Below are 18,784 nucleotides of genomic sequence, written 5' to 3' on the forward strand. Positions count from 1 at the left end.
CTCGGCGTACAGGTTCAGCGAGACGTGCATGGCCTCGACCCACGACTTCGGGGGCTGGACGCCGTGCAGCAGGTGCAGGAAGTGCGCGCCGATCGAATCGTCGTCGGTCTCGACCTCGATGCGCCGGCCGTTGTGGGCGTAGTGGTACCAGTAGAGCAGCATGGAGCCGAGCGAGGCCATGAGGCGGTCGGCGATGTCGCGCGCGCCGGTCGGGGCGTGGTCGTCCTTCTCGGGCAGCAGCGAGCCGAGCACGGAGACGCCGGTGCGCATGACGTCCATCGGGTGCGCGGCGGCGGGAATCCACTCGAGCGCGGCCTTGAGGCTGGCGGGCAGGCCGCGCAGGGCCTTGAGCTTCGCCTTGTAGGCCGCGAGCCCGGCGGCGTTGGGCAGCTTGCCGTGGACGAGGAGGTGGGCGACCTCCTCGAACTCGCAGGCGCCGGCAATTTCGAGGATGTCGTAGCCGCGGTAGTGCAGGTCGTTGCCGGTGCGCCCGACCGTGCACAGCGCCGTGTTGCCCGCCGGCACGCCCGACAATGCCACCGATTTCTTCGGCTTGAAGCCGCCGCTCGCGGGCTGGGTGCCGTTGTTCGCTTCACTCATGATCGATTCCTTTCCGTTGTCTCGTCCTGGTTATTTTTTCGTGGCGAATAGCGCGTCGAGCTTGTCCTCATACGCGTGATAGCCGAGGTATCTGTAGAGGTCTTCGCGCGTCTGCATCGTCGGCACGGCGGCCTTCTGCGTGCCGTCGCGGCGCACGGTCTCGTAGAAGTTCAGCGCCGCGGCGTTCATCGCACGATACGCGCCGCAGCAGTAGAGCGCGATGTCGACCTTCGCGCTCTTCAACTCGTCGGTCGTGAAGAACGGCGTCGAGCCGAACTCGGTCAGGTTCGCGAGGATCGGCACCCGCACAGCGGCCTTAAAGCGGCGGTAGTCGTCGAGCGTCTTCATCGCCTCGGGGAAGATCATGTCGGCGCCGGCTTCGACGTAGGCGACCGCGCGGTCGATCGCGGCGTCGAGCCCCTCGGACGCGGCGGCGTCGGTGCGCGCCATGATCACGAACTGGTCGTCGGTGCGGGCATCGACGGCGGCCTTCACGCGGTCGACCATCTCGTCTTTCGCGACGACTTCCTTGCCGGGGCGATGGCCGCACCGCTTCTGGCCGACCTGGTCCTCGAGGTGCACGGCCGCGACGCCGGCCCTGATGAACGAGCGGATCGTCCGTGCGATGTTGAAGGCGCCTCCCCAGCCGGTGTCGATGTCGACGAGTAGCGGCAGGTCGATGGCGTCGGTGATCCGGCCCGCGTCGATCAGGACGTCGTCCATCGTGCTGATGCCGAGGTCGGGAATGCCGAGCGAGTTCGCGGCGACGCCGCCGCCCGACAGGTAGACGGCCTTGAAGCCCGTCGCGGCGGCGAGCTTTGCCGCGTACGCCGTGATCGCGCCGACGACCTGCAACGGCTGTTCGGTGGCGACGGCGGCGCGGAAGCGGGCGCCGGCCGATGAGGGATGAGTCTGGATAACGTTCACGCTCAGGTCTCCACTGGAAATGGGCGCGATAACTGCAAAAAGCGGGCCACCAGCGGGATTTTTTCTAATCGCCTGATTAACCGGAGGATTCCGCACGGAGCGGGCACCGCGATATTTTCAAAATTGAAATTTCACGATTCAGAAGGGAAATTCAGGCGATACTGCCGGTTGCCGCCTTTATTGCTTATCAAGCGAAACCTTTATGCCCCTACGTGAAGTCAACGTGACGCCGCGGCCGCGCATCTGGGCGGTCGGCATCAGCCGGTTGCGCGACCTCTTTTTAGATATAGCGGACGAATATGCGGAGCGGGCCGATCTGCATGTCGTCTCGCGCGGGTTCGACGACGCCGTGCGCGAGATCGCCGCCACGGGCGCGGCCGCGCCCGACGTGATCGTGGCCGGCGGCTCGAACGGCGCCTACCTGAAGACGCGTGTGGCCGTGCCCGTCGTGCTGATCAATCCGACCGGCTTCGACGTGATGCACGCGCTTGCGCGGGCACGGCGCGAAGCGGCGTCGGTCGCGCTCGTGATGCACGGCGAGATTCCCGACGAAGTGCGCGACTTCGCCGCCGCGTACGGCATCGGCGTCCGGCTTGCTGCGTATCGGTCGATTCAGGACGCCGAGAACTGCGTGCGCCAGCTTCGCGATCAGGCTGTGCAGGTCGTCGTCGGCCCGGGACTCGTGACCGATCTGGCGTCTCGCGCGGGGCTCGGCGCCGTGTTCTTTTATTCGCACGCGTCGGTGCGGGCGGCCTTCGACGCCGCGCTCGAAGTCGTACAGGCGATGCGGATGGAAGGGTTCCGGCGGCGCCGGCTCGACAACCTCCTGCAGCACATGCGCGACGGCGTGGCCGCGCTCGACGCGCGGGGGCGCATCGAGGCCATCAACGAGCGCCTGGCGGGCGCGCTCGGCGTGGCTGCCGGCGAGGCCGTCGGGCACACGCTGCCGGAGCTGGTGCCCGAGCTGGCCGGCATGCTGCCCGACACGGGGGCCGACCTGCCGGCCACGATTCGCGGCGTCAGCTACGTCGTGCATCGCGGCCCGCTCGCGGGCGGCGAGGAGCCCGACGGCTCGGTCCTGACGTTCCAGGAGTCGCGTGCCGTCGAGCGGCTCGATCGCACGCTGCGGTCGCGACCGAGGGCACAGCAGTTCGTCGCCCGCTACCAGCTCGACGACATGGTCGGCACCGGTCCGGGCATGACGCGCGTGAAGGCGCTCGTGCGGCGCTACGCGCGTTCGGACGCGACGGTGCTGATTCTCGGCGAGAGCGGCACGGGCAAGGAAATGGTCGCCCAGGCGATGCACCGGCTGAGCACGCGGCGCGATTTTCCGTTCATCGCGATCAATTGCGGGGCGTTTCCCGAGGCGCTGCTGGAGAGCGAACTGTTCGGGTACGAGGAGGGCGCCTTCACGGGTGCCCGCAGGGGCGGCAAGGCAGGGCTCATCGAGGCGGCGCATCGCGGCACCCTGTTTCTCGACGAGATCGGCGAGATGCCGCTGCCGTTGCAAAGCCGCCTCCTGCGGGTGCTGCAGGAGCGCGAGGTCGTCCGGCTGGGTTCGACCGAACCGATCCGCATCGACGTCCGCGTCGTGGCCGCGACGCATCGCGCACTGATCGAGGACGTCGAGGACGGCCGCTTCCGCGCCGATCTCTACTACCGGCTCAATATCCTCAACATCGCTTTGCCGGCGCTGCGCGAGCGCCGCGCGGACGTGCTGCCGCTCGCGGCCGGGCTGCTCGTGCAGGCCGCGCAGCGTGAGCCGTTGCTTGCCGCGGCAGTGCCGGACGAGAGGGCCGCCACCGCGCTGCTCGCGGGCGTGGGCGATCTGCTGGCCGGCTATGCGTGGCCCGGCAACGTCCGGGAACTGCAGAACGTAATCGAGCGGATCGCCGTCGAGCTGGCCGATCCCGACGCGGGCGGCGTGACGCTGACCGCGCAGACGCTGCGCGCGATCGCGCCCGAAGTGCTCGGACGCGGCGACGCCGCGGCGCCGACGCTGCGCGAGCGGCGCCGCCGCCTCGAGACGGACGAAATCCGCGCGGTGCTCGAAGCCTGCGGCGGCGATCGGGATGCCGCCTGTCGGACCCTAGGCATCAGCAAGACGACGCTTTGGCGGAGGTTGCAGGGGGGGCGCTGACGGGGGCGGTCCGCGGCCCGGCCGAAGACCCGCTGATTTTCCGTAAATTATTGTCGGTTCGCTCGACGTGTTTCAGTTTCGCCGGTCGCGGCAGCACCGGCAAGGCGACGCGCATCGCCCTTCTTCCGGAGACGGCGGGCGAACCCGGCGCAAGCCCCTATCGTGAATACAGCTTGACCACGCCCGCATCGACGACCCGCGTGATCTCCTCCATCCGCCACGTCACGTGCGCCTCCACCAGCTCGCGGCAGCGCGCGTCCTCGCGCGATTCGAGCGCGTCGAGAATATCGAGGTGCTCGGCAAACGCGTCGTGGCCGCGCTGCTCGATATCGATCCAGCGCACGAAGTGAATCCGCGCGTTGATTCCGTACAGGCAACGCACCATTTCGTTGTTGCCGGACAGCGCCACGAGGCGCACGTGAAACTCTTCGTCCTTCGCGACCAGTTCCTCATTCGAAATACTGTGCTTGAGCTTCAGCGCTTCCTTCCAGAACCGGCGCAATGCCTTGACGTCCTTGTCGGCCGCGCGCGAAACCGCCAGCAACACGGCCGCCGACTCGATGCTGCGGCGCATTTCGTAGAGGTCGAAGACGTCCTGCCGGTCCAGTTCGCGCACATAGAAGCCCCGGTTCGGCACGAAATTCAGCAGGCTTTCGGCAACCAGGCGGTTCAGCGCTTCGCGCAACGGCGAACGGCTCACGCTGAAGCGCTCCGCGAGTTCCACTTCGTTCACGCGTTCGCCCGGCCGGATCTTGTACAGCACGGCCATCTCTTTGAGCTTCGCGTACAGGTCGTTTACGGTCAGCCCGGCGCGCTTCGGCGCAACGGTTTCGCGTACCCGGGGGCGAGGATTGCGGATAAGGGACGTGTAGCCCGCCATGTTTATGGGAAGTCTCTGGTTGCTGGCAAGTGGACCGGTCCTGGGCGGCGGCCGGACCGGAATTCGGGCCATTCTACCGTGCAGCACCGGCCTCGCGTATCGCCCCGTCTCCGCCTCAGACCGTAAACAGCCGGCCCCATTGCGGCAATGCGTCATCTACGCCGCCCAGCCGCAACGCGTGCCATGCCATCGCGTGATTGCTCGACGTGACGGGCTTGCCCAGTTCCGCCTCGATCCCGGCCAGCGCCTCGGCCACACGCAGGCTCGTGCAGGACACGAACACCGCGTCGACGTCGTCGCGCGCGCCGACGGCGAGAATCGCGCGGCGCAGCGATGCGTCGTCGATGCGGGCGACCTCGTTGTCGTTGCCGTGCTCGAACGAGCCCATCGCGGTCACGTCGATGCCGCGCTCGCCCAGGTACGCGGCCATGGCCTCGTTGATGGGCCGGACGTACGGCGTCAGCAGACCGATGCGCGTCGTGCCGAGTTTCTGAAGGCCGACGCGCGCCGCGGTAATCGGCGTCGTACAGCGCGACTGTGGCCGCACTTCGCGAATCCGCTCGAACACGCGCTCCTCGCCGATCACCATCGACGCGGACGTGCAGCCGAACGCCACCACGTCGATACGCTCGCCGGGCCGCAGCAGCGCAACCGCATCCGCAATGCGCCCTTCCATTTCCATGAGCGTCTCGGGGGTGATGTCCGCCGAATTCAGCAGGCGGCTTTCGAAAAACGCGACGCCGTCGAGCGTCAGCATCTTGCGCCACTCGTGCTCGATCGTGTGATCGGTCGCGAGCACCACCAGCCCGATGGCGGCGCGGCGTGCCACGCCTTCGTCCAGCGTGAAATCCAGGCGCACGTAATTGTCGGGTAACGCCACCGTGTTCATGTCGACCTCGCCTTCCGTGTGTGTGGGCGCCCGCCGGGCGCCGCGGGAGTTAGACGGCGGCGATCACGCCGATCTCGACCGTGTATTGCGCAAATGCGAGCCGAGATTCCACGCACGCGCGTGCCGGTGCGCAGCCTTCGGGTACCCATCTGTCCCATACCTCGTTCATGTCCGCGAACGTCGTGTAGTCCGCGAGCCAGATGTTGGCCCACAGGATTCGCCGTTTGTCCGTTCCGACGTCTGCCAGTAGCGAGTCGATTCGCGCGAGAATCTGTGCGGTCTGCCCCTTCACGTCCTGCGAGGGGTCTTCGGCCACCTGCCCGGAAGTGAATGCAAAACCGTTGTACACGACGACATGCGTCAGGCGGGGCCCGACATGAAAACGCTGGATCTGCATGGACGACACTCCGTAACGTAGGAACGGGAATGGCAAGAAAAAGCCGCGCTACGCCGCGCGGCCACCGAGATAAAGCGTACGCATCGATTCGCTTTCGAGCAGTTCGCGCGCCGGCCCTTCGAGCGCGACCTCGCCCATCGCGAGCACATAGGCACGGTCGGCAATGTGCAACGCCTCGACGGCGTTTTGCTCGACCATCGCCACCGCGATATGCTCCTCGTCGCGCGTGCGCCGGATCGCCTCGAATACTTCGGAAAGCATCTTCGGAGAAAGCCCCGCGGACGGCTCGTCGAGCAGCAGCACGCGCGGCCGCGGCATCAACGCGCGCGCCAGCGAGAGCAGTTGGCGCTCGCCGCCGGACAGTCCGCCCGCCGCCGCGCGATAGCGTTTTTTCAGCACCGGATAAAGCGCGCACAGCGCCTCGGAGCGCGACTCGCGCTCGCGCGCGGACAGGGACTTGCCGCCGAGCATCAGGTTCTCGCGCACCGACAGCGCCGGAAAAACGTTATCGGTTTGCGGCACGAAGCCGACGCCGAATTCGCCTACCTTGCGATAGACCGGCACGCGGGTCACATCGGCGCCGGCAATGCGGATCGCGCCCTCGCGCGGCACCACAAAGCCCGCGATGCTCCTGAGCAGCGTCGATTTTCCGCAGCCGTTCGGCCCCAGTATCGTGACGATCTCGGTCGGGCCGACCTGCATCGACACGCGATGCAGAATGTCCACTTCGCGCGAATACCCGGCGGTAATCCTGTCGACCTCCATCATCATGTGCCCTCCGCGATTCGGTATGCGTTGCGCGCGCCGCCCAGGTACGCCTCGAGCACGCGCTCGCTCTTGTCGAGTTCGGACGGCGCGCAGTTCGCAATCAGATTGCCCCGGTCCAGCACGATGCAGCGCGTGCACAGTTCGCGGATGAAGTGCATGTCGTGCTCGACGACGACCAGCGTCACGCCGAGGCCGTGAATGCGCTTGAGTTGCGCGACCAGATCGTTGCGCAGGTTCGGATGCACGCCGGCGGTCGGTTCGTCGAGCAACAGCAGGCGGGGCGTGTCCATCATCGCGCAGGCAATGCTGAGCAGCTTCTTCTGTCCGCCGGAGATGGCCGACGCCGGCAGGCTCGCGACCTTCGTCAGCAGCAGGTCGTCGAGCAATTGCTCCGCCCGGGCACGCGTGCGCGCTTCGAGTTCGGCCACGGCGCGCGGCCGGAACAGCGAATCGAGCGGACCATGCCGCGCGATCGATGCGCTCATCGCCACTTCGAGCACGGACATTCGCTCGGGCATCGCGGGCAACTGGAAGGTTCTCCGCACGCCGAGCCGCGCGATCCGGTCCGCGCCGGCCTTGCCGATCGGCCTGCCGTTGAGCAGAACCGTGCCCCGGTCGGGGGGCGCGAAGCCGCTGACCACGTTCAGGAGCGTGCTCTTGCCCGACCCGTTCGGCCCGAGCAGGCCGACGATCTCGCCGGCCTGAACGGTCAGGTCCATGTCGGCGAGCACCTGGTTGCCGCCGAACGCCTTCGAAACTTTCCGGACTTCCAGTAGCGCGCTCATCGCGATACCCCCACGCGTTCCGGCAGCAACCCGCGCGGCCGCCACAGCAGGCACGCGAGCAACAGCACGCCGGTCAACCCGAGGCGCATCGCGCCCGCCAGATCGCTGCCGATGCCGAGCGCGTCCTTCAGGAACGGCTCCGACGAATACACGCCTTGCACGACGAGCGCACCGCAGAGCACGCCGAACGCGTTGCCGAGGCCGCCGATCATTACGATGGTCCAGATCAGGAACGTCTGCGACGCGAGCAATACGTCGGGGCCGACGAAGCTGATGTAATACGTGAGCAGCGCGCCGGCGAGCGAGGCGGGAATCGCCGCCGCCACGGACGCCTGGGTCTTCAGACGAATCAGGTCGTAGCCGAAGCACGTCGCAAGCGCAGGCTGCTCGCGCATCACCTTCAACGCGCGGCCGAAGCGTCCGCCGATCAGCCGGTTCGACGCCAACACGCACAGCGCGAGACAGACCAGCACGACGACGAGCAGGCCGTCATCGGCCCGGACGGCGCTCCAGCCCCGAAATAGCCCGCGAATTCCGCCGAGCCCCTGCGCACCGCCCGTAAGTTCGTTTTCGTTGAGTGCGACCGTGCGCAGAATTTCCGCGAGCGCGAGCGTCGCGATGCCCCAGTAGTCCGACGACAGATTCCTCCCGAGCCGCACCATCGCGGCGGCGAGCGCGCTGGCCGCCGCGACGGCCGCGACGAGCCCCGTCGCGAGGGGCAGGCCGGCGTTCGACGCAATCCCCGCCGCATAGGCCCCGAGCCCGACGAACGCGACAAAGCCGAAATTCACGAGACCCGCATAGCCGGCCTGGAAGTTCAGGCCCAGTCCCATCATCGCGTACAACGCGGCGACGGTCAGCAGATGGACGAGAAAGCTAGACACGCCGGACCTCCCTGTCGAACAGACCGTAGGGACGCAGGATCAGCGCGAGCAGCAGAATCGCGAACGACGCGGCGCCAAGATAGGCGATCGGGAAAAACACCAGCTCGCGGCCGAACAGAAAGCCAAAATCGATATTGGTCACGAGGGTTTCGGCCAGCGCGATCAGCAGCGCGCCCGCCGCCGCGCCGAGCGGATTGCCGAGCCCGCCGAGAATCGCCGCCGCGAACACCGGCAGCAGCAGGTCGTTGCCGAGGTTCGTATGCACGTCCTCGGTGAGCCCGAGCATCGTGCCGCCGAGCGCCGCCAGCACGCCGCTGATGAACGTGATGAGCGCGGTTACGCGCGCCACGTCGATGCCGGTGGCCATCGCCAGTTCGCGGTTGGTCGCGAGGGCGCGCGTCGAGCGGCCGAGATCGGTCGTGAACAGCAGCCAGGCGAACAGCAGCAGCGTGAGCGCGCCGCAGCCGATCGACGCGATTTGAGCGACCGAAATCGGCGTGCCCCACAGCATGACCGGACGCGCCACGCCGAAGTCGTAGTGCAGCGGCGACGAGCCCGCGATGCCGAGCGGGACCGCGACCAGGATCATCGACACCGCAAGCGAACCGATCATCGCCGTCGCTCCGCCGCGCCGCAGCAGCCGGGCGAACACGAAGGCGTTCAGCAGGACCGCGAGCACGCCGATCAGGATGCAGGACGCCGCTGCCGCGAGCGCGAACGGCATGCCCGCGCGCTGCGCGGCCAACGTCGCAAACGCGCCGAGCATCGCGTACTGCACGTGCGCGATATTCGGAAACCGCACCAGCGAATACAGCGTGGACACGCCGACCGAAACCAGCATCAGATCGGCGGTGCGGATCAGCACGTCTATCAGGAACGAAAACATCTCGCGCCTCCTGTCGGGGACTGCTGCGATGCGCGGCTCAGCGCGCGACGACGGACTGGTCGAATTTCACCTTCTCGTAGGGCTGGTCGATCCGCTGACCTTGCGCGTCGAACGAAATGTCGCCCGTCACCCCCTGATACGACTTGCCGACCTCGACCATGGCCACGCGAATCCTGGCCGGATCGGTCGACTGCGCTCGCTGGATGGCCGCCGCAACGAGTTTCACGGCGTCGAATGCATAGCTGCCGAACGACGACTTCGGCGCGCTGCCGTAAGCGGCCTGATACGCGGCCTCATACGACGCGCCGCCCGTGCCGAGCGAGGCGACTTCGAGGCCGACCTGCCCGCGTGCGATTTGCGCGGGCGTGTCGCTCGTGCACATCGACAGGTATACGCCGTACCACGTCTTGTTGTTCAGGCCCAGTTCATAGGCTTCGCGATTGATGATCGACGCTTCCTGGCCATATGCGCTGTACACGTAGGCGTCCGGCGCGGCGCGACTCATCTGCTGCAATTCCCGCCGGTACGTGGACTGGCCTTCGGTGTAGAGCACCGACGCGACGACCTGGCCGCCCAGTTCGGTAAAGCGCTTGCGAAACTCCTCCGCGATGTTCTGCCCGTATGAATTGTTCGGCACGATGACCGCGACCTTGCGCAGCTTCAGTGCGTACACGTCCCGGGCGGCGAAACGCGCGGACAGATTGTCGAGGCCGATCACGCTGAACGAGCCCGAGCCGATCTTCGCAATCGCCGGGCTCGACGAACCGATGTTGACGTGCACGTCCCCCTGTTTGACCAGGTATTGCCCGATCGGAATCGTGATGCCCGATGAGAACTCGCCCATCACCACGGGTACCTTGTCGACGCTCGTGAGCTTGCGTGTTGCATCGAGCGCCGTGTTGGCGGTGCCGCCGGAATCCTCGATCTTCACGTCGAGCTTCTGCCCGAGCACGCCGCCCTTCGCGTTGATCTGGCCAAGCGCCAGTTCGATTCCGCGCCGCTGGTCCTCGCCGATCGATGCGCTGCTCCCCGTCAGCGGGAGTACGGCGCCAAGATCGACCTGCGCCGATGCGCGCCCCGCCACCCCGATCGCTACGGACGTAGTGACCAGTACCACAACCGACCGCCATGCCTTGAGCTTCATTATTGACCTCTCGAGGAGTGCTACACGTGTGGATAAAATGCGGTGGCCGCCGCGCGCGAATCGACTACGCCGCGATTGCGCCCGATCGCGCGCGTCAGTCAGTTGTTGACGGCCTGAACGGAAAGCGCCGGTTCCCGGCCTGCAACCAGATCGGCGACGATGCGTGCCGAGCCGTGCGACATGGTCCAGCCGATGTGCCCGTGGCCGGTGTCGAAGTACAGGTTGCGGTGGCGCTTTCGCCCGATGACAGGAAGATTCGTCGGCGTCATCGGCCGCAGTCCCGCCCACTGATGCGCGCGCTCGTATTGCGCGCCCTGCGGATAAAGCTCGCGAACGACCTGTTCCATGAACGTGAAGTCCTCCGGCTTGTGCGACGTGTCGTAGCCCGCGAACTCGGCGGTCGCCGTCACGCGCACGTGCTCGCCGAAGCGGGAAATGGCAACGAGGTTTTCCTCGTCGACCGAGCCGATGGTCGGAGGAGACGGGCTGTCGCCGACCGGAATCGTCAGCGAATAGCCCTTGATCGGATAGACAGGCAGCGCAACGCCGATCTGCCGCGCCAGCGCCGCGCTCTGGCAACCCAGCGCCATCACGTAGGCATCGGCTTTCAGCGTCTGTTTCGTCGTCTGTACGCCGAGAATTTCGTCGTTCGACGCGAGCAGCCCAGTGATGGCTTCGCCGGTGCGCAACTCCATGCCGCCAGCGGCGCAATGGCGGGCCAGCGCCTGCGTGAACGCCGGGCAATTGCCCGTCTCGTCGCCCGGGCAGTACACGCCGCCCGCAATGCCGTCCGCGACCGCCTGCAGTGCGGGCTCGAGCCGCAGCACGCCGGCGCGGTCGAGCACGCGGATTTCCTGCCCGTCGTCGGCCAGAATCTGCATGTGCGCGACGCCGCTTTCGAGCCGGTCCTCGTGCCGGTAGAAGTAGAGAATGCCCCTGTCGATGCGGTCGAACGCGATATCGACGTCCTTCAACGTCTCATGCATGACCGACTGCGAATAGATCGCGAGACGATGCTTGCGCAGCGTATTGCTCGCGGACTTCTCCTGCGTGCACTCGGCAAGAAACTTCCAGGACCAGGACCACAGGTGCGGGTCCATCGACGGCTTGAAACGCAGCGCCTGATCCTTCATGAACAGCGATTTCGCGAGAATCCACGGTGCACGCGGCGACGACCACGTGAACGAGTGCCCGGGCGCGATCATGCCGGCATTTCCCCAGCTAGTTTCGGCGCCGACCTCGTCGTTCTTGTCGACGAGCGTCACCGAATGTCCATCCTTGAGCAATTCGTAGGCCGCCGTCACGCCCACGACGCCGCCGCCCATGACAAGCACATGCATCAGACGCTCCTTGCCGGATTTTTTATACGACACAAGTGTCGACACTATGAGCGTCAAATTTGGCTGTCAACGGGAAAAAATATTCCGGGAGGACGGGCAATCGGCGGGCGTCCGAGGATGGATGGCAGCGGGTTATCGTCGCGGCGCTTCCAATCAGGCTTTCCCTGGCTGCTGCCGTTGTCGCGGCGGGCGGCGTGAACTCGAGAAACGGACAGGACGCGGTCAGGGGTTTCCGAAGGTCAGATCCCGGGCGTGTCCGTGACTACGATTTCGTCGAACCGCTCTCGAGCCTTTCCCGGGTCAGCGGCGATGTCATGGCGCGACTCCGGGAGAAAGCGTGTAGTCCGACTCCTCTTGCGCGAACTGCGCCAGGGCCGAAATAAACGCACGGGTATCATCGGTTCGCCATTTGAAACAATATTCGATACTCGGAAGCTCGGGCACGCAATTGAATACGTTGAGCTGACCACTTGCCACAAGTTTTCGCACAAAAAGGCGCGGTAAAAAACTGATGCCGACATCCGCGAGCGTAAGCCCCACGATTGCGCTCAGGCTATTGCAAGCGAGCACGCGTTTTCCGTGAACGTCATTTGACGAAGCCCATGACTCATATTCGGCAGTCAGGCGGGATTCGGTTGTCATCGTGAGGATAGGGTATTGCTCAATATCCCGTGGGTTCAACATGGTCCCTGCAGGAATGCGCCTTGGCGACGCCATCCATGCGAACTCGAGCGTTGCCAGCGGGATCGACGTGAGCGTCGAATTCACTTCCCGGCTTTGCGGCAAGATGGCGAAGTCGATCTCTCCTCGCACCAGCCGACGCTCGAGTCCGGCGGCCAGATCGATGTAGGGCTCGAGCGCGAGGCCAGGGTGCTCGTTCGTGATACGGGCGACGAAGCTGGGGAACCAGGTGAGTGCAGTCAGTTCACTGACGCCGAATCGACAAAGGCCCGACAGGTGCGGAGGGGTACCGAGGATCTGGGGAATTTCGCTTTCAAATTGCAAAATCTTCTGGGCATGTCCGAGGATGCGGGTTCCGTGCTCAGTCAGGACGGAGCGCTGTGCCGAGCGGTCGAAGAGCGGAACGTGGAGTGCCGCCTCAAGTTCTGCGATGCGCTTGGAGAGCGTGGACTGGGTGACGTTCAGACGCGTTGCTGCAACTGAAAAGCTACCCAGGCTCGCTGCCCAGTAAAAGGCCTCAAGCTGTTTGAGAGTCATGGATGGGAAACCGACAGGGGAAAGGTGTGCCTGCGATCCCCCATTATAAAAGCGCGCATGACTCAGCCGCGCGCCGGTGCAGTTCAGGCGCGCTTTTCTGTCAGATGCGGCGCTTTCCGGTTGCGGATTGCCGGGGGCGCGTTCTCGCCCGGCGCTGCGCCACCGCGAGGTTCGATGATGCCCAGCAGGATCAGGAATGTGCCGGCGGAGCAGGCAGCGAGGAAGGCAAACACCCATTGCCATCCTGAAGAGTCCAGAATCATGCCAACGATGAGCGGAGCAAGCGCACCGCCGAGTGCGCCCATCGCGTTGACAATGGACGCGGCGAGCGGCACCTTCTCCCGCGCGGCAATGCCCATTGGATACACGAGAAACGTCGAATAACCGAGGTTCAGCAGCACGCCGGCAGCGAAGAAAAGCGCAGCCAGCATATACGGATCATTGGGAGCGAAGAGCAGCGCATACATCATTCCGATGGTCGCGAGCGAGGTAATCATCATCACCGGTTTGCGACGTCGCGCGAATACGATATCGGAGAGCATGCCGCCGAGCACGTTGCCGACGATGGCACCCAACCAGGGGGCGGAAGCGACCGCGCCCATCTTCATGACCGAAAAGTGCTTCACGCTCACGAGATAGGTTGGAACCCAGGTCATGATGGCGTAGGTGATGCCGACCAGAAAAAAGTAGCCCCATGCGCATCCCCAGATATTCCACGAGGTCCACACGGAACGGCTGGTAGATAGCAGTTCTACCTGGCGGGTGCGGACGATGCGGTCGACCCACGTGGGCCTGCTGGGCTCTGTTGCAGCGCTAGCCTCCGATGCGCCGCCAACGGACGGGTCGGACTTGATGTAGTCGACTTCGCTTTGCGAGACTGCGCGGGAGACTGTGGGCTCGTCTCGCACCAGCCAGAACCAGAGTATCGAGAAGAGGAGCCCCGGCACTGCAAAAAAATAGAAGACATCGCGCCAGCCGAATTTGAGCAGAAGCACGGCACACAGCGGTGGCATGAACGCGGGTGAAAACTTGATCGATGCCATGAAGACGCCTGCGGCCAGACCTTTCTCCTGCGCGGGAAACCAGCGATTGATAGTCGACACGATGCCGATGTTGATCGGCCCTTCGGCGAGACCAAGGATGGCCCGCGCTGCCTTCAACTGAAATACGCTACCGGTAAGTCCCATGAAGAGCGTGGACAGTGACGTGAGGACCATGGAAACGACCATCAAGCCTCTGACACCTAGCTTGCCGAACAGGTAGCCCGACGGAATCTGGACTATGGCGTAGCCGATGTAGAACAGAAACGCCATCGTCCCGACGTCGGTATTGGTCAGGTGGTACTCATGGCGGATGGTTGGGATGACGACGCCAAGGTTGGCCCGATCCGCACCGGCAATCGTGTAAGTCGCGAAGATCATCGCGAGGACAATCCATCGATAACCCGTGCGGGCCGTCTCACCGCTAATCATTCACGTCTCCTTCAGGGCTTCCCGAACAGATCCGTTGTTTCCGGATTTTTGATTGCGGCTCATGCTACGGCTTCTCCAGCCTGAACGTGTAGCGACATTTGTCGATAGTCCGACATGCATTTTTCGAATGGGGTAGAAATCCCTATTGCTTAGCCTTTCTTCGCCTGGGTCGTCTATTGGCAGGCTCATCGTCCAGTCGATTGATCAATATCGGCGAAGCCGGTCCCGCGTATCGGGGTTATGCCGGATAGTCGCGATTCGAATGACCCCGAGTCGAAAAATGTCGCTACGTAGGCTGCGTCGTCTGCTTTTATGCTTGGTTTCGATATCCCCTTACCAGCGAAAAGGCACATGAACGTCTTTATCATGGACCCGATAGATGCGAGCGCTGTGAAGCTGTTGTCTGAAGTTCACACAGTGGTCGACTATCCGGCGTCGCGTCAGCAGGACTGGCACACGAATGCGGACGCCGTTGTCGTCAGGACGTTCGAGGTGCGCGCAGCGGACGTGCAGAAAGCCCGTAAATTGAAGCTCGTTGCCAAGCACGGAACGGGTGTCGACAACATCGATGTCGGAGCCGCCGCCGATGCTGGTGTCATTGTCACGAATACGCCGGGTGCCAATGCGGCTGCCGTGGCCGAGTATGCGCTTGCCATCACGCTGGCCCTGGCGCGCAAGGTCACGATCGCGGACAAGGCTGTCCGTCAGCCGATTCTGCCCAGGCTGTCAGCCGGGATGGAACTGGGCGGAAAGACGGTCGGGGTACTCGGATTCGGCGACATCGGGCGAAGAACGGCGCGTCTTTTCAAGGCTGCGTTCAATACGGATTTGCTGGTCTATGACCCTTTCGTGCCCGACGCCGCGTTGGAAGAGCCAGGTGCTGCGCGGGCGGGCAGTGTTCACGAGTTGCTTGCGCGTTGCGACGTTGTCACCCTGCACCTGCCGCTATCGGCCGAGACGCGCAATCTGATCGGCGCGGCCGAGTTCGCCCTGATGCGCGACACCGCATTGCTCATTAATGTGGCGCGAGGAGGCATCGTCAACGAAGCGGACCTGTACAGGGCGCTGGTCGACGGACGGATTGCCGGCGCCGCGAGCGACGTGTTTGAAATCGAACCGGTTCAGGCGACGCATCCGCTGTTTGAACTCCAGAATTTCGTTGCATCGCCTCATATCGCGGCGAGCAGCAAGGAGTCCCTTGTCAGGATGGGCGCTGCTGCTGCAGAGGCTGTCCTTGATGTTCTGGCTGGTCGGGCGCCGGCTCACCGTGTACTTCCACAGCCTGAATTTCTCAACACTTCCACTTGAGGTCCCAGAATGCAGACCAACCGATTCAACGGCGTTGCCTCTTTCGCGCGCGTCACTCCGGAGCAGATCGAGCGTGCACGCGAATTCCAGTCTGCTGTCCTGTGCGACGTAGCCGGCCGCCGCGGCGCCCTGCACGGCAGTATCCAGCCGCTCGTGCCGAGCATGGTCGTCAGCGGTCCGGCGTTTCCGGTTGAAGTTCGTCCCGGCGACAACCTCATGTTCCACGTTGCCCTCGCGTTGGCAAAACCCGGCGATGTCGTTGTCGTCGACGGTAAGGGCTATCAGTCGAGTGCGCTGTTCGGCGAGCTGATGGTGACGCAGGCCGTTGCCGCGAGGCTGGGTGGCCTCGTCGTCGACGGCGCAGTCCGGGATGTTGCCTCGCTGCGTGACAGCCCGATGCCGATCTTCGCCAACGGTCGCAATCCGGCTGGTCCGACCAAGGGGCTTGACGGGCGGATCGGTGTGCCCGTCTCGATCGGTGGCGTATCGGTCGAACCGGGCGACCTCGTCATTGGCGATTGCGATGGCGTTGTGGTCATTCCGCGTCTGGACGTGGACAAGGTGCTCAAGGCGGCCGAGAAGAAACTTGAGGCCGAAGCACAACGTCTTGCCGAAATTCGTGAGGGCATTCTTGTCTCACCGTGGCTCGACGATGCGCTGCGCGCTGCCGGCGTCATCGGAGCGGACGAAACGCTCGAATAATCGCGTCGTCACTAAAACAATATTATGGAGACGGGCGATGAAAGGTCGCTATTGGATCTATCTGTTCCTTTTTCTGCTTACGGTAGTGAATTACGTGGACCGCGTGGCGTTGTCCATGGCGTCGCCCCAGATCGCCAGAGAATTCGGGCTCACCCCCGTGATGCTGGGCTACCTGTTTTCCTCGTTTCTGTGGCTGTATTTCATTGCACTGATTCCGATGGGGCTGCTGGTCGACCGCTTCGGAACGAAGCGTGTTAACGCCTGGGGTATTGGCTTCTGGTCACTGGCGACCGCGCTGACTGCGATCACTGGCGGATTCGTCTCGTTGCTCGGCGCACGCCTGCTCATGGGGCTGGGAGAATCGACGTCGTATCCGGCAGGCGGCAGGGTGGTGCGGGAATGGGCGCCGGCGAACGAGCGCGGCATTGCAACGTCGATCTTTCACGCGGGCAGCCTGCTTGGACCGGCGATTGGCGCGCTGGGCCTCGGTTGGGTCATCGCGATTTACGGCTGGCGCGCGGCGTTCATCGTTGTGTCGGCCGGTGGTTTTATCTGGCTGGTTGCGTGGCTCGCCTACTTCCATCAGCCGGAAAACACCCGGTGGCTCGGTGCGCAGGAGCGCAGCCACATTCTTGCGACACGCGGTGCCGCAGGCAGGGCCTCCTCTGCCGAGTCGAACCGTCTTGGCTTCGCCGCCCTGGCGCACTCCAGGACCGTCTGGGCAATGGCTTTCGCGCACGGCTGCGCAGTGTATGCGACCTATCTGTTTCTCACCTGGCTGCCGAGCTACCTTCAAGCGGAAAAAGGCATGAGTATTACCCGCAGCGGAATCTTTACGGCGCTTCCGTATGCGGGTGCCGCTGTACTCGGCATAATCGTCGGCGTGTGCAGTGACCGCTACCTCCGGAACAAGGAAATCATGAAGGGCTATCGGCGCGTTGTAGTTACCGTCTGCCTGTTGATGTCAGCACTAGTCCTGCTGATTCCCGCGGTCGATCAGCTCTGGCAGGTCATGTTGCTTCTTACCCTCTCGCTTACAGGCTGCACAGCGGCGGTCGCCTCGAATATCGCGCTGGTCAACGATCTGCTGCCCTCGAAGGAGGACTCGGGCACTGCGATTGCCGTCATCAGCACCGGCGGCAACCTGTTTGGCTTGATGGCGCCGATTGTCACCGGCTACGTCGTCTCGATGACACACAGTTATCACTCGGGATTCCTCATTACGGGGGTTCTGGTGCTTGCCGCCGCTGTAGCCACACTCACGCTCACGCGTCGTCCCATCTCGGCTTCCGAGGGAACAGGCAATGTTTGCATTACCCGAAACGCTTGAAGCGCTACCGTTCGCTCGCTACCCGGACGAGCTGCGTACCGGCACGCCTGAGAGCGACTGGAATGCGGGCCAGCCGGCAGGCCTCGCGGCCTCGAGCTTTATCGAGGGGCCATCGTTCGATCGTGATGGCACGCTTTGGTGCGTGGATATCGTCAATGGTCGAATTCTGAACGTCGACCGGGCTGGCCGGTTTTCGGTCGCGGTTGAATACGATGGCTGGCCGAACGGCCTCAAGATTCGCGAAGACGGATTGGTCTTCATCGCTGACTACAAGCACGGCATCATGGTGCATGAACCGGGCTCAAAAGTCGTGAAGCCTTATTTGCTGCGGGCTGGCATGGAGCGCTTCAAGGCCGTCAATGATCTGTTCTTTGCGGCGAACGGCGATCTCTTTTTTACCGACCAGGGGCTGACGGGACTCCACGACCCTACAGGACGGGTATTCCGTATGAGGCCGGATGGCTCGGTGGACTGTCTGTTGTCCAATGTGCCGAGTCCCAATGGGCTTGTGATGGACCTCGACGAGCACGCCCTTCTGCTTGCGGTAACGCGCGCCAATGCAGTCTGGCGTGTGCCTATCGTCAACGGCACAGTTGCGAAGGTGGGTACGTTCATCCAGCTTTCGGGCGGAGTTGGCCCAGACGGTCTGGCGCTCGATTCGTCAGGCGGTCTGCTCATCGCACACGCTGGCATGGGTGCTGTTTGGGTCTTTAACGCCCGTGGCGAGCCGACCTGCCGCGTCAATACCCCCGACGGAAATCTCTCCACGAATCTGGCATACGGTGGCTTGGACAATCGTGAAATCTTCGTAACCGAGTCGCGCAGTGGCCAGATATATCGGGCACAGATGAAGATCCCTGGCAAGCCGATGGTGTCCCACCGGTAGGCCGGCTGAACGGATTCGGTCGTGATCGTATGCCTTCGCGCGACGGATACCATCACGAAAATCAACGCGGCGACATTACGAGGCCGGTTCGCGAAAAGGTTACGACACGGAATGCGTTGTGTTGATAACCGGCGCGAGCCGTGGCATTGGCCGATACGAACCGGACTTCGGTTGCCTCGGTCTGCCGGTTCATGCCCCAAACGAAGTGAGATTTCATGACGCGTTCCG

Annotated in this window: 18 protein-coding genes; 5 read left to right on the forward strand and 13 right to left on the reverse strand. The window is 64.0% G+C overall.

Annotated features, from left to right (window positions below):
* The coding region (locus CY652_RS22575; RefSeq protein ID WP_308410407.1) for a citrate/2-methylcitrate synthase at positions 1-600 on the reverse strand (600 nt) is incomplete at its 3' end.
* 30 nt (positions 601-630) lie between these two features.
* Positions 631-1,518 (reverse strand): methylisocitrate lyase, encoded by an 888-nt coding sequence (prpB, locus tag CY652_RS22580; RefSeq protein WP_374703690.1) that lies wholly within the window; start codon positions 1,516-1,518, stop codon positions 631-633.
* A gap of 211 nt (positions 1,519-1,729) precedes the next feature.
* Between prpB and prpR the strand changes: the two genes are divergently transcribed.
* Positions 1,730-3,667 (forward strand): propionate catabolism operon regulatory protein PrpR, encoded by a 1,938-nt coding sequence (gene prpR, locus CY652_RS22585; protein WP_102132944.1) that lies wholly within the window; start codon positions 1,730-1,732, stop codon positions 3,665-3,667.
* Between the two features lie 157 nt (positions 3,668-3,824).
* Here prpR and CY652_RS22590 read toward each other — a convergent pair whose 3' ends face one another.
* The 11 genes from CY652_RS22590 to CY652_RS22640 form a co-directional block, all read right to left on the reverse strand.
* The gene (locus tag CY652_RS22590; RefSeq protein WP_102132945.1) at positions 3,825-4,547 is read right to left on the reverse strand and encodes a GntR family transcriptional regulator; all 723 of its coding nucleotides are present in this window, start codon (positions 4,545-4,547) and stop codon (positions 3,825-3,827) included.
* A gap of 115 nt (positions 4,548-4,662) precedes the next feature.
* Positions 4,663-5,436: a maleate cis-trans isomerase family protein gene (locus CY652_RS22595; protein ID WP_102132946.1), complete on the reverse strand. Its 774-nt coding sequence runs from the start codon at positions 5,434-5,436 to the stop codon at positions 4,663-4,665.
* A gap of 49 nt (positions 5,437-5,485) precedes the next feature.
* Positions 5,486-5,833: a RidA family protein gene (locus CY652_RS22600; RefSeq protein WP_102132947.1), complete on the reverse strand. Its 348-nt coding sequence runs from the start codon at positions 5,831-5,833 to the stop codon at positions 5,486-5,488.
* Between the two features lie 48 nt (positions 5,834-5,881).
* Positions 5,882-6,601 (reverse strand): ABC transporter ATP-binding protein, encoded by a 720-nt coding sequence (locus CY652_RS22605; RefSeq protein ID WP_102132960.1) that lies wholly within the window; start codon positions 6,599-6,601, stop codon positions 5,882-5,884.
* Complete coding sequence (locus CY652_RS22610) at positions 6,601-7,386, reverse strand: ABC transporter ATP-binding protein (RefSeq protein WP_102132948.1); 786 nt, start codon at positions 7,384-7,386, stop codon at positions 6,601-6,603. The genes CY652_RS22605 and CY652_RS22610 overlap by 1 nt, the downstream gene beginning before the upstream one ends.
* On the reverse strand, positions 7,383-8,270 hold the full coding sequence (locus CY652_RS22615; protein WP_102132949.1) for a branched-chain amino acid ABC transporter permease: 888 nt from the start codon (positions 8,268-8,270) through the stop codon (positions 7,383-7,385). Before CY652_RS22615 ends, CY652_RS22610 begins: the two co-directional genes overlap by 4 nt.
* Positions 8,263-9,156 (reverse strand): branched-chain amino acid ABC transporter permease, encoded by an 894-nt coding sequence (locus CY652_RS22620; RefSeq protein ID WP_102132950.1) that lies wholly within the window; start codon positions 9,154-9,156, stop codon positions 8,263-8,265. Before CY652_RS22620 ends, CY652_RS22615 begins: the two co-directional genes overlap by 8 nt.
* 37 nt (positions 9,157-9,193) lie before the next feature.
* The gene (locus tag CY652_RS22625; RefSeq protein ID WP_102132951.1) at positions 9,194-10,300 is read right to left on the reverse strand and encodes an ABC transporter substrate-binding protein; all 1,107 of its coding nucleotides are present in this window, start codon (positions 10,298-10,300) and stop codon (positions 9,194-9,196) included.
* A gap of 98 nt (positions 10,301-10,398) precedes the next feature.
* Positions 10,399-11,640 (reverse strand): D-amino acid dehydrogenase, encoded by a 1,242-nt coding sequence (locus CY652_RS22630; RefSeq protein ID WP_102132961.1) that lies wholly within the window; start codon positions 11,638-11,640, stop codon positions 10,399-10,401.
* 312 nt (positions 11,641-11,952) lie between these two features.
* Positions 11,953-12,858 carry a LysR family transcriptional regulator gene (locus CY652_RS22635; RefSeq protein ID WP_102132952.1) on the reverse strand — a complete coding sequence of 302 codons (906 nt, stop codon included), beginning with the start codon at positions 12,856-12,858 and terminating at the stop codon, positions 11,953-11,955.
* Between the two features lie 83 nt (positions 12,859-12,941).
* Entirely contained in the window at positions 12,942-14,330 is a 1,389-nt protein-coding gene (locus CY652_RS22640) for an MFS transporter (protein ID WP_102132953.1), read from the reverse strand.
* 351 nt (positions 14,331-14,681) lie between these two features.
* Between CY652_RS22640 and CY652_RS22645 the strand changes: the two genes are divergently transcribed.
* From CY652_RS22645 to CY652_RS22660, 4 genes are read left to right on the forward strand one after another with little or no spacing between them, the layout of a single operon-like run.
* Entirely contained in the window at positions 14,682-15,638 is a 957-nt protein-coding gene (locus tag CY652_RS22645) for an NAD(P)-dependent oxidoreductase (protein WP_180970732.1), read from the forward strand.
* 9 nt (positions 15,639-15,647) lie between these two features.
* Entirely contained in the window at positions 15,648-16,340 is a 693-nt protein-coding gene (locus tag CY652_RS22650; protein WP_102132955.1) for an RraA family protein, read from the forward strand.
* 37 nt (positions 16,341-16,377) lie between these two features.
* Positions 16,378-17,670: an MFS transporter gene (locus CY652_RS22655; protein WP_102132956.1), complete on the forward strand. Its 1,293-nt coding sequence runs from the start codon at positions 16,378-16,380 to the stop codon at positions 17,668-17,670.
* Positions 17,645-18,556, forward strand: coding sequence for an SMP-30/gluconolactonase/LRE family protein (locus tag CY652_RS22660; RefSeq protein WP_102132957.1), 912 nt, complete (start codon positions 17,645-17,647; stop codon positions 18,554-18,556). Before CY652_RS22655 ends, CY652_RS22660 begins: the two co-directional genes overlap by 26 nt.
* The last annotated feature ends 228 nt before the right edge of the window (positions 18,557-18,784 follow it).

Origin of the sequence: Burkholderia sp. WAC0059 (genome assembly GCF_002870125.1) — a bacterium.
Classification (GTDB): Bacteria; Pseudomonadota; Gammaproteobacteria; order Burkholderiales; family Burkholderiaceae; genus Paraburkholderia.

Bases quoted from the DNA above. Each gene is read 5' to 3' on its own strand.
- CY652_RS22655 (WP_102132956.1), top strand. From the start codon at position 16,378: ATGAAAGGTCGCTATTGGATCTATCTGTTCCTTTTTCTGCTTACGGTA.
- CY652_RS22595 (WP_102132946.1), bottom strand. From the start codon at position 5,436: ATGAACACGGTGGCGTTACCCGACAATTACGTGCGCCTGGATTTCACG.
- CY652_RS22640 (WP_102132953.1), bottom strand. From the start codon at position 14,330: ATGATTAGCGGTGAGACGGCCCGCACGGGTTATCGATGGATTGTCCTC.
- CY652_RS22645 (WP_180970732.1), top strand. From the start codon at position 14,682: ATGAACGTCTTTATCATGGACCCGATAGATGCGAGCGCTGTGAAGCTG.
- CY652_RS22635 (WP_102132952.1), bottom strand. From the start codon at position 12,858: ATGACTCTCAAACAGCTTGAGGCCTTTTACTGGGCAGCGAGCCTGGGT.
- CY652_RS22590 (WP_102132945.1), bottom strand. From the start codon at position 4,547: ATGGCGGGCTACACGTCCCTTATCCGCAATCCTCGCCCCCGGGTACGC.
- CY652_RS22620 (WP_102132950.1), bottom strand. From the start codon at position 9,156: ATGTTTTCGTTCCTGATAGACGTGCTGATCCGCACCGCCGATCTGATG.
- CY652_RS22650 (WP_102132955.1), top strand. From the start codon at position 15,648: ATGCAGACCAACCGATTCAACGGCGTTGCCTCTTTCGCGCGCGTCACT.
- CY652_RS22610 (WP_102132948.1), bottom strand. From the start codon at position 7,386: ATGAGCGCGCTACTGGAAGTCCGGAAAGTTTCGAAGGCGTTCGGCGGC.
- CY652_RS22600 (WP_102132947.1), bottom strand. From the start codon at position 5,833: ATGCAGATCCAGCGTTTTCATGTCGGGCCCCGCCTGACGCATGTCGTC.
- prpR (WP_102132944.1), top strand. From the start codon at position 1,730: ATGCCCCTACGTGAAGTCAACGTGACGCCGCGGCCGCGCATCTGGGCG.
- CY652_RS22625 (WP_102132951.1), bottom strand. From the start codon at position 10,300: ATGAAGCTCAAGGCATGGCGGTCGGTTGTGGTACTGGTCACTACGTCC.
- CY652_RS22605 (WP_102132960.1), bottom strand. From the start codon at position 6,601: ATGATGGAGGTCGACAGGATTACCGCCGGGTATTCGCGCGAAGTGGAC.
- CY652_RS22660 (WP_102132957.1), top strand. From the start codon at position 17,645: ATGTTTGCATTACCCGAAACGCTTGAAGCGCTACCGTTCGCTCGCTAC.
- CY652_RS22630 (WP_102132961.1), bottom strand. From the start codon at position 11,640: ATGCATGTGCTTGTCATGGGCGGCGGCGTCGTGGGCGTGACGGCGGCC.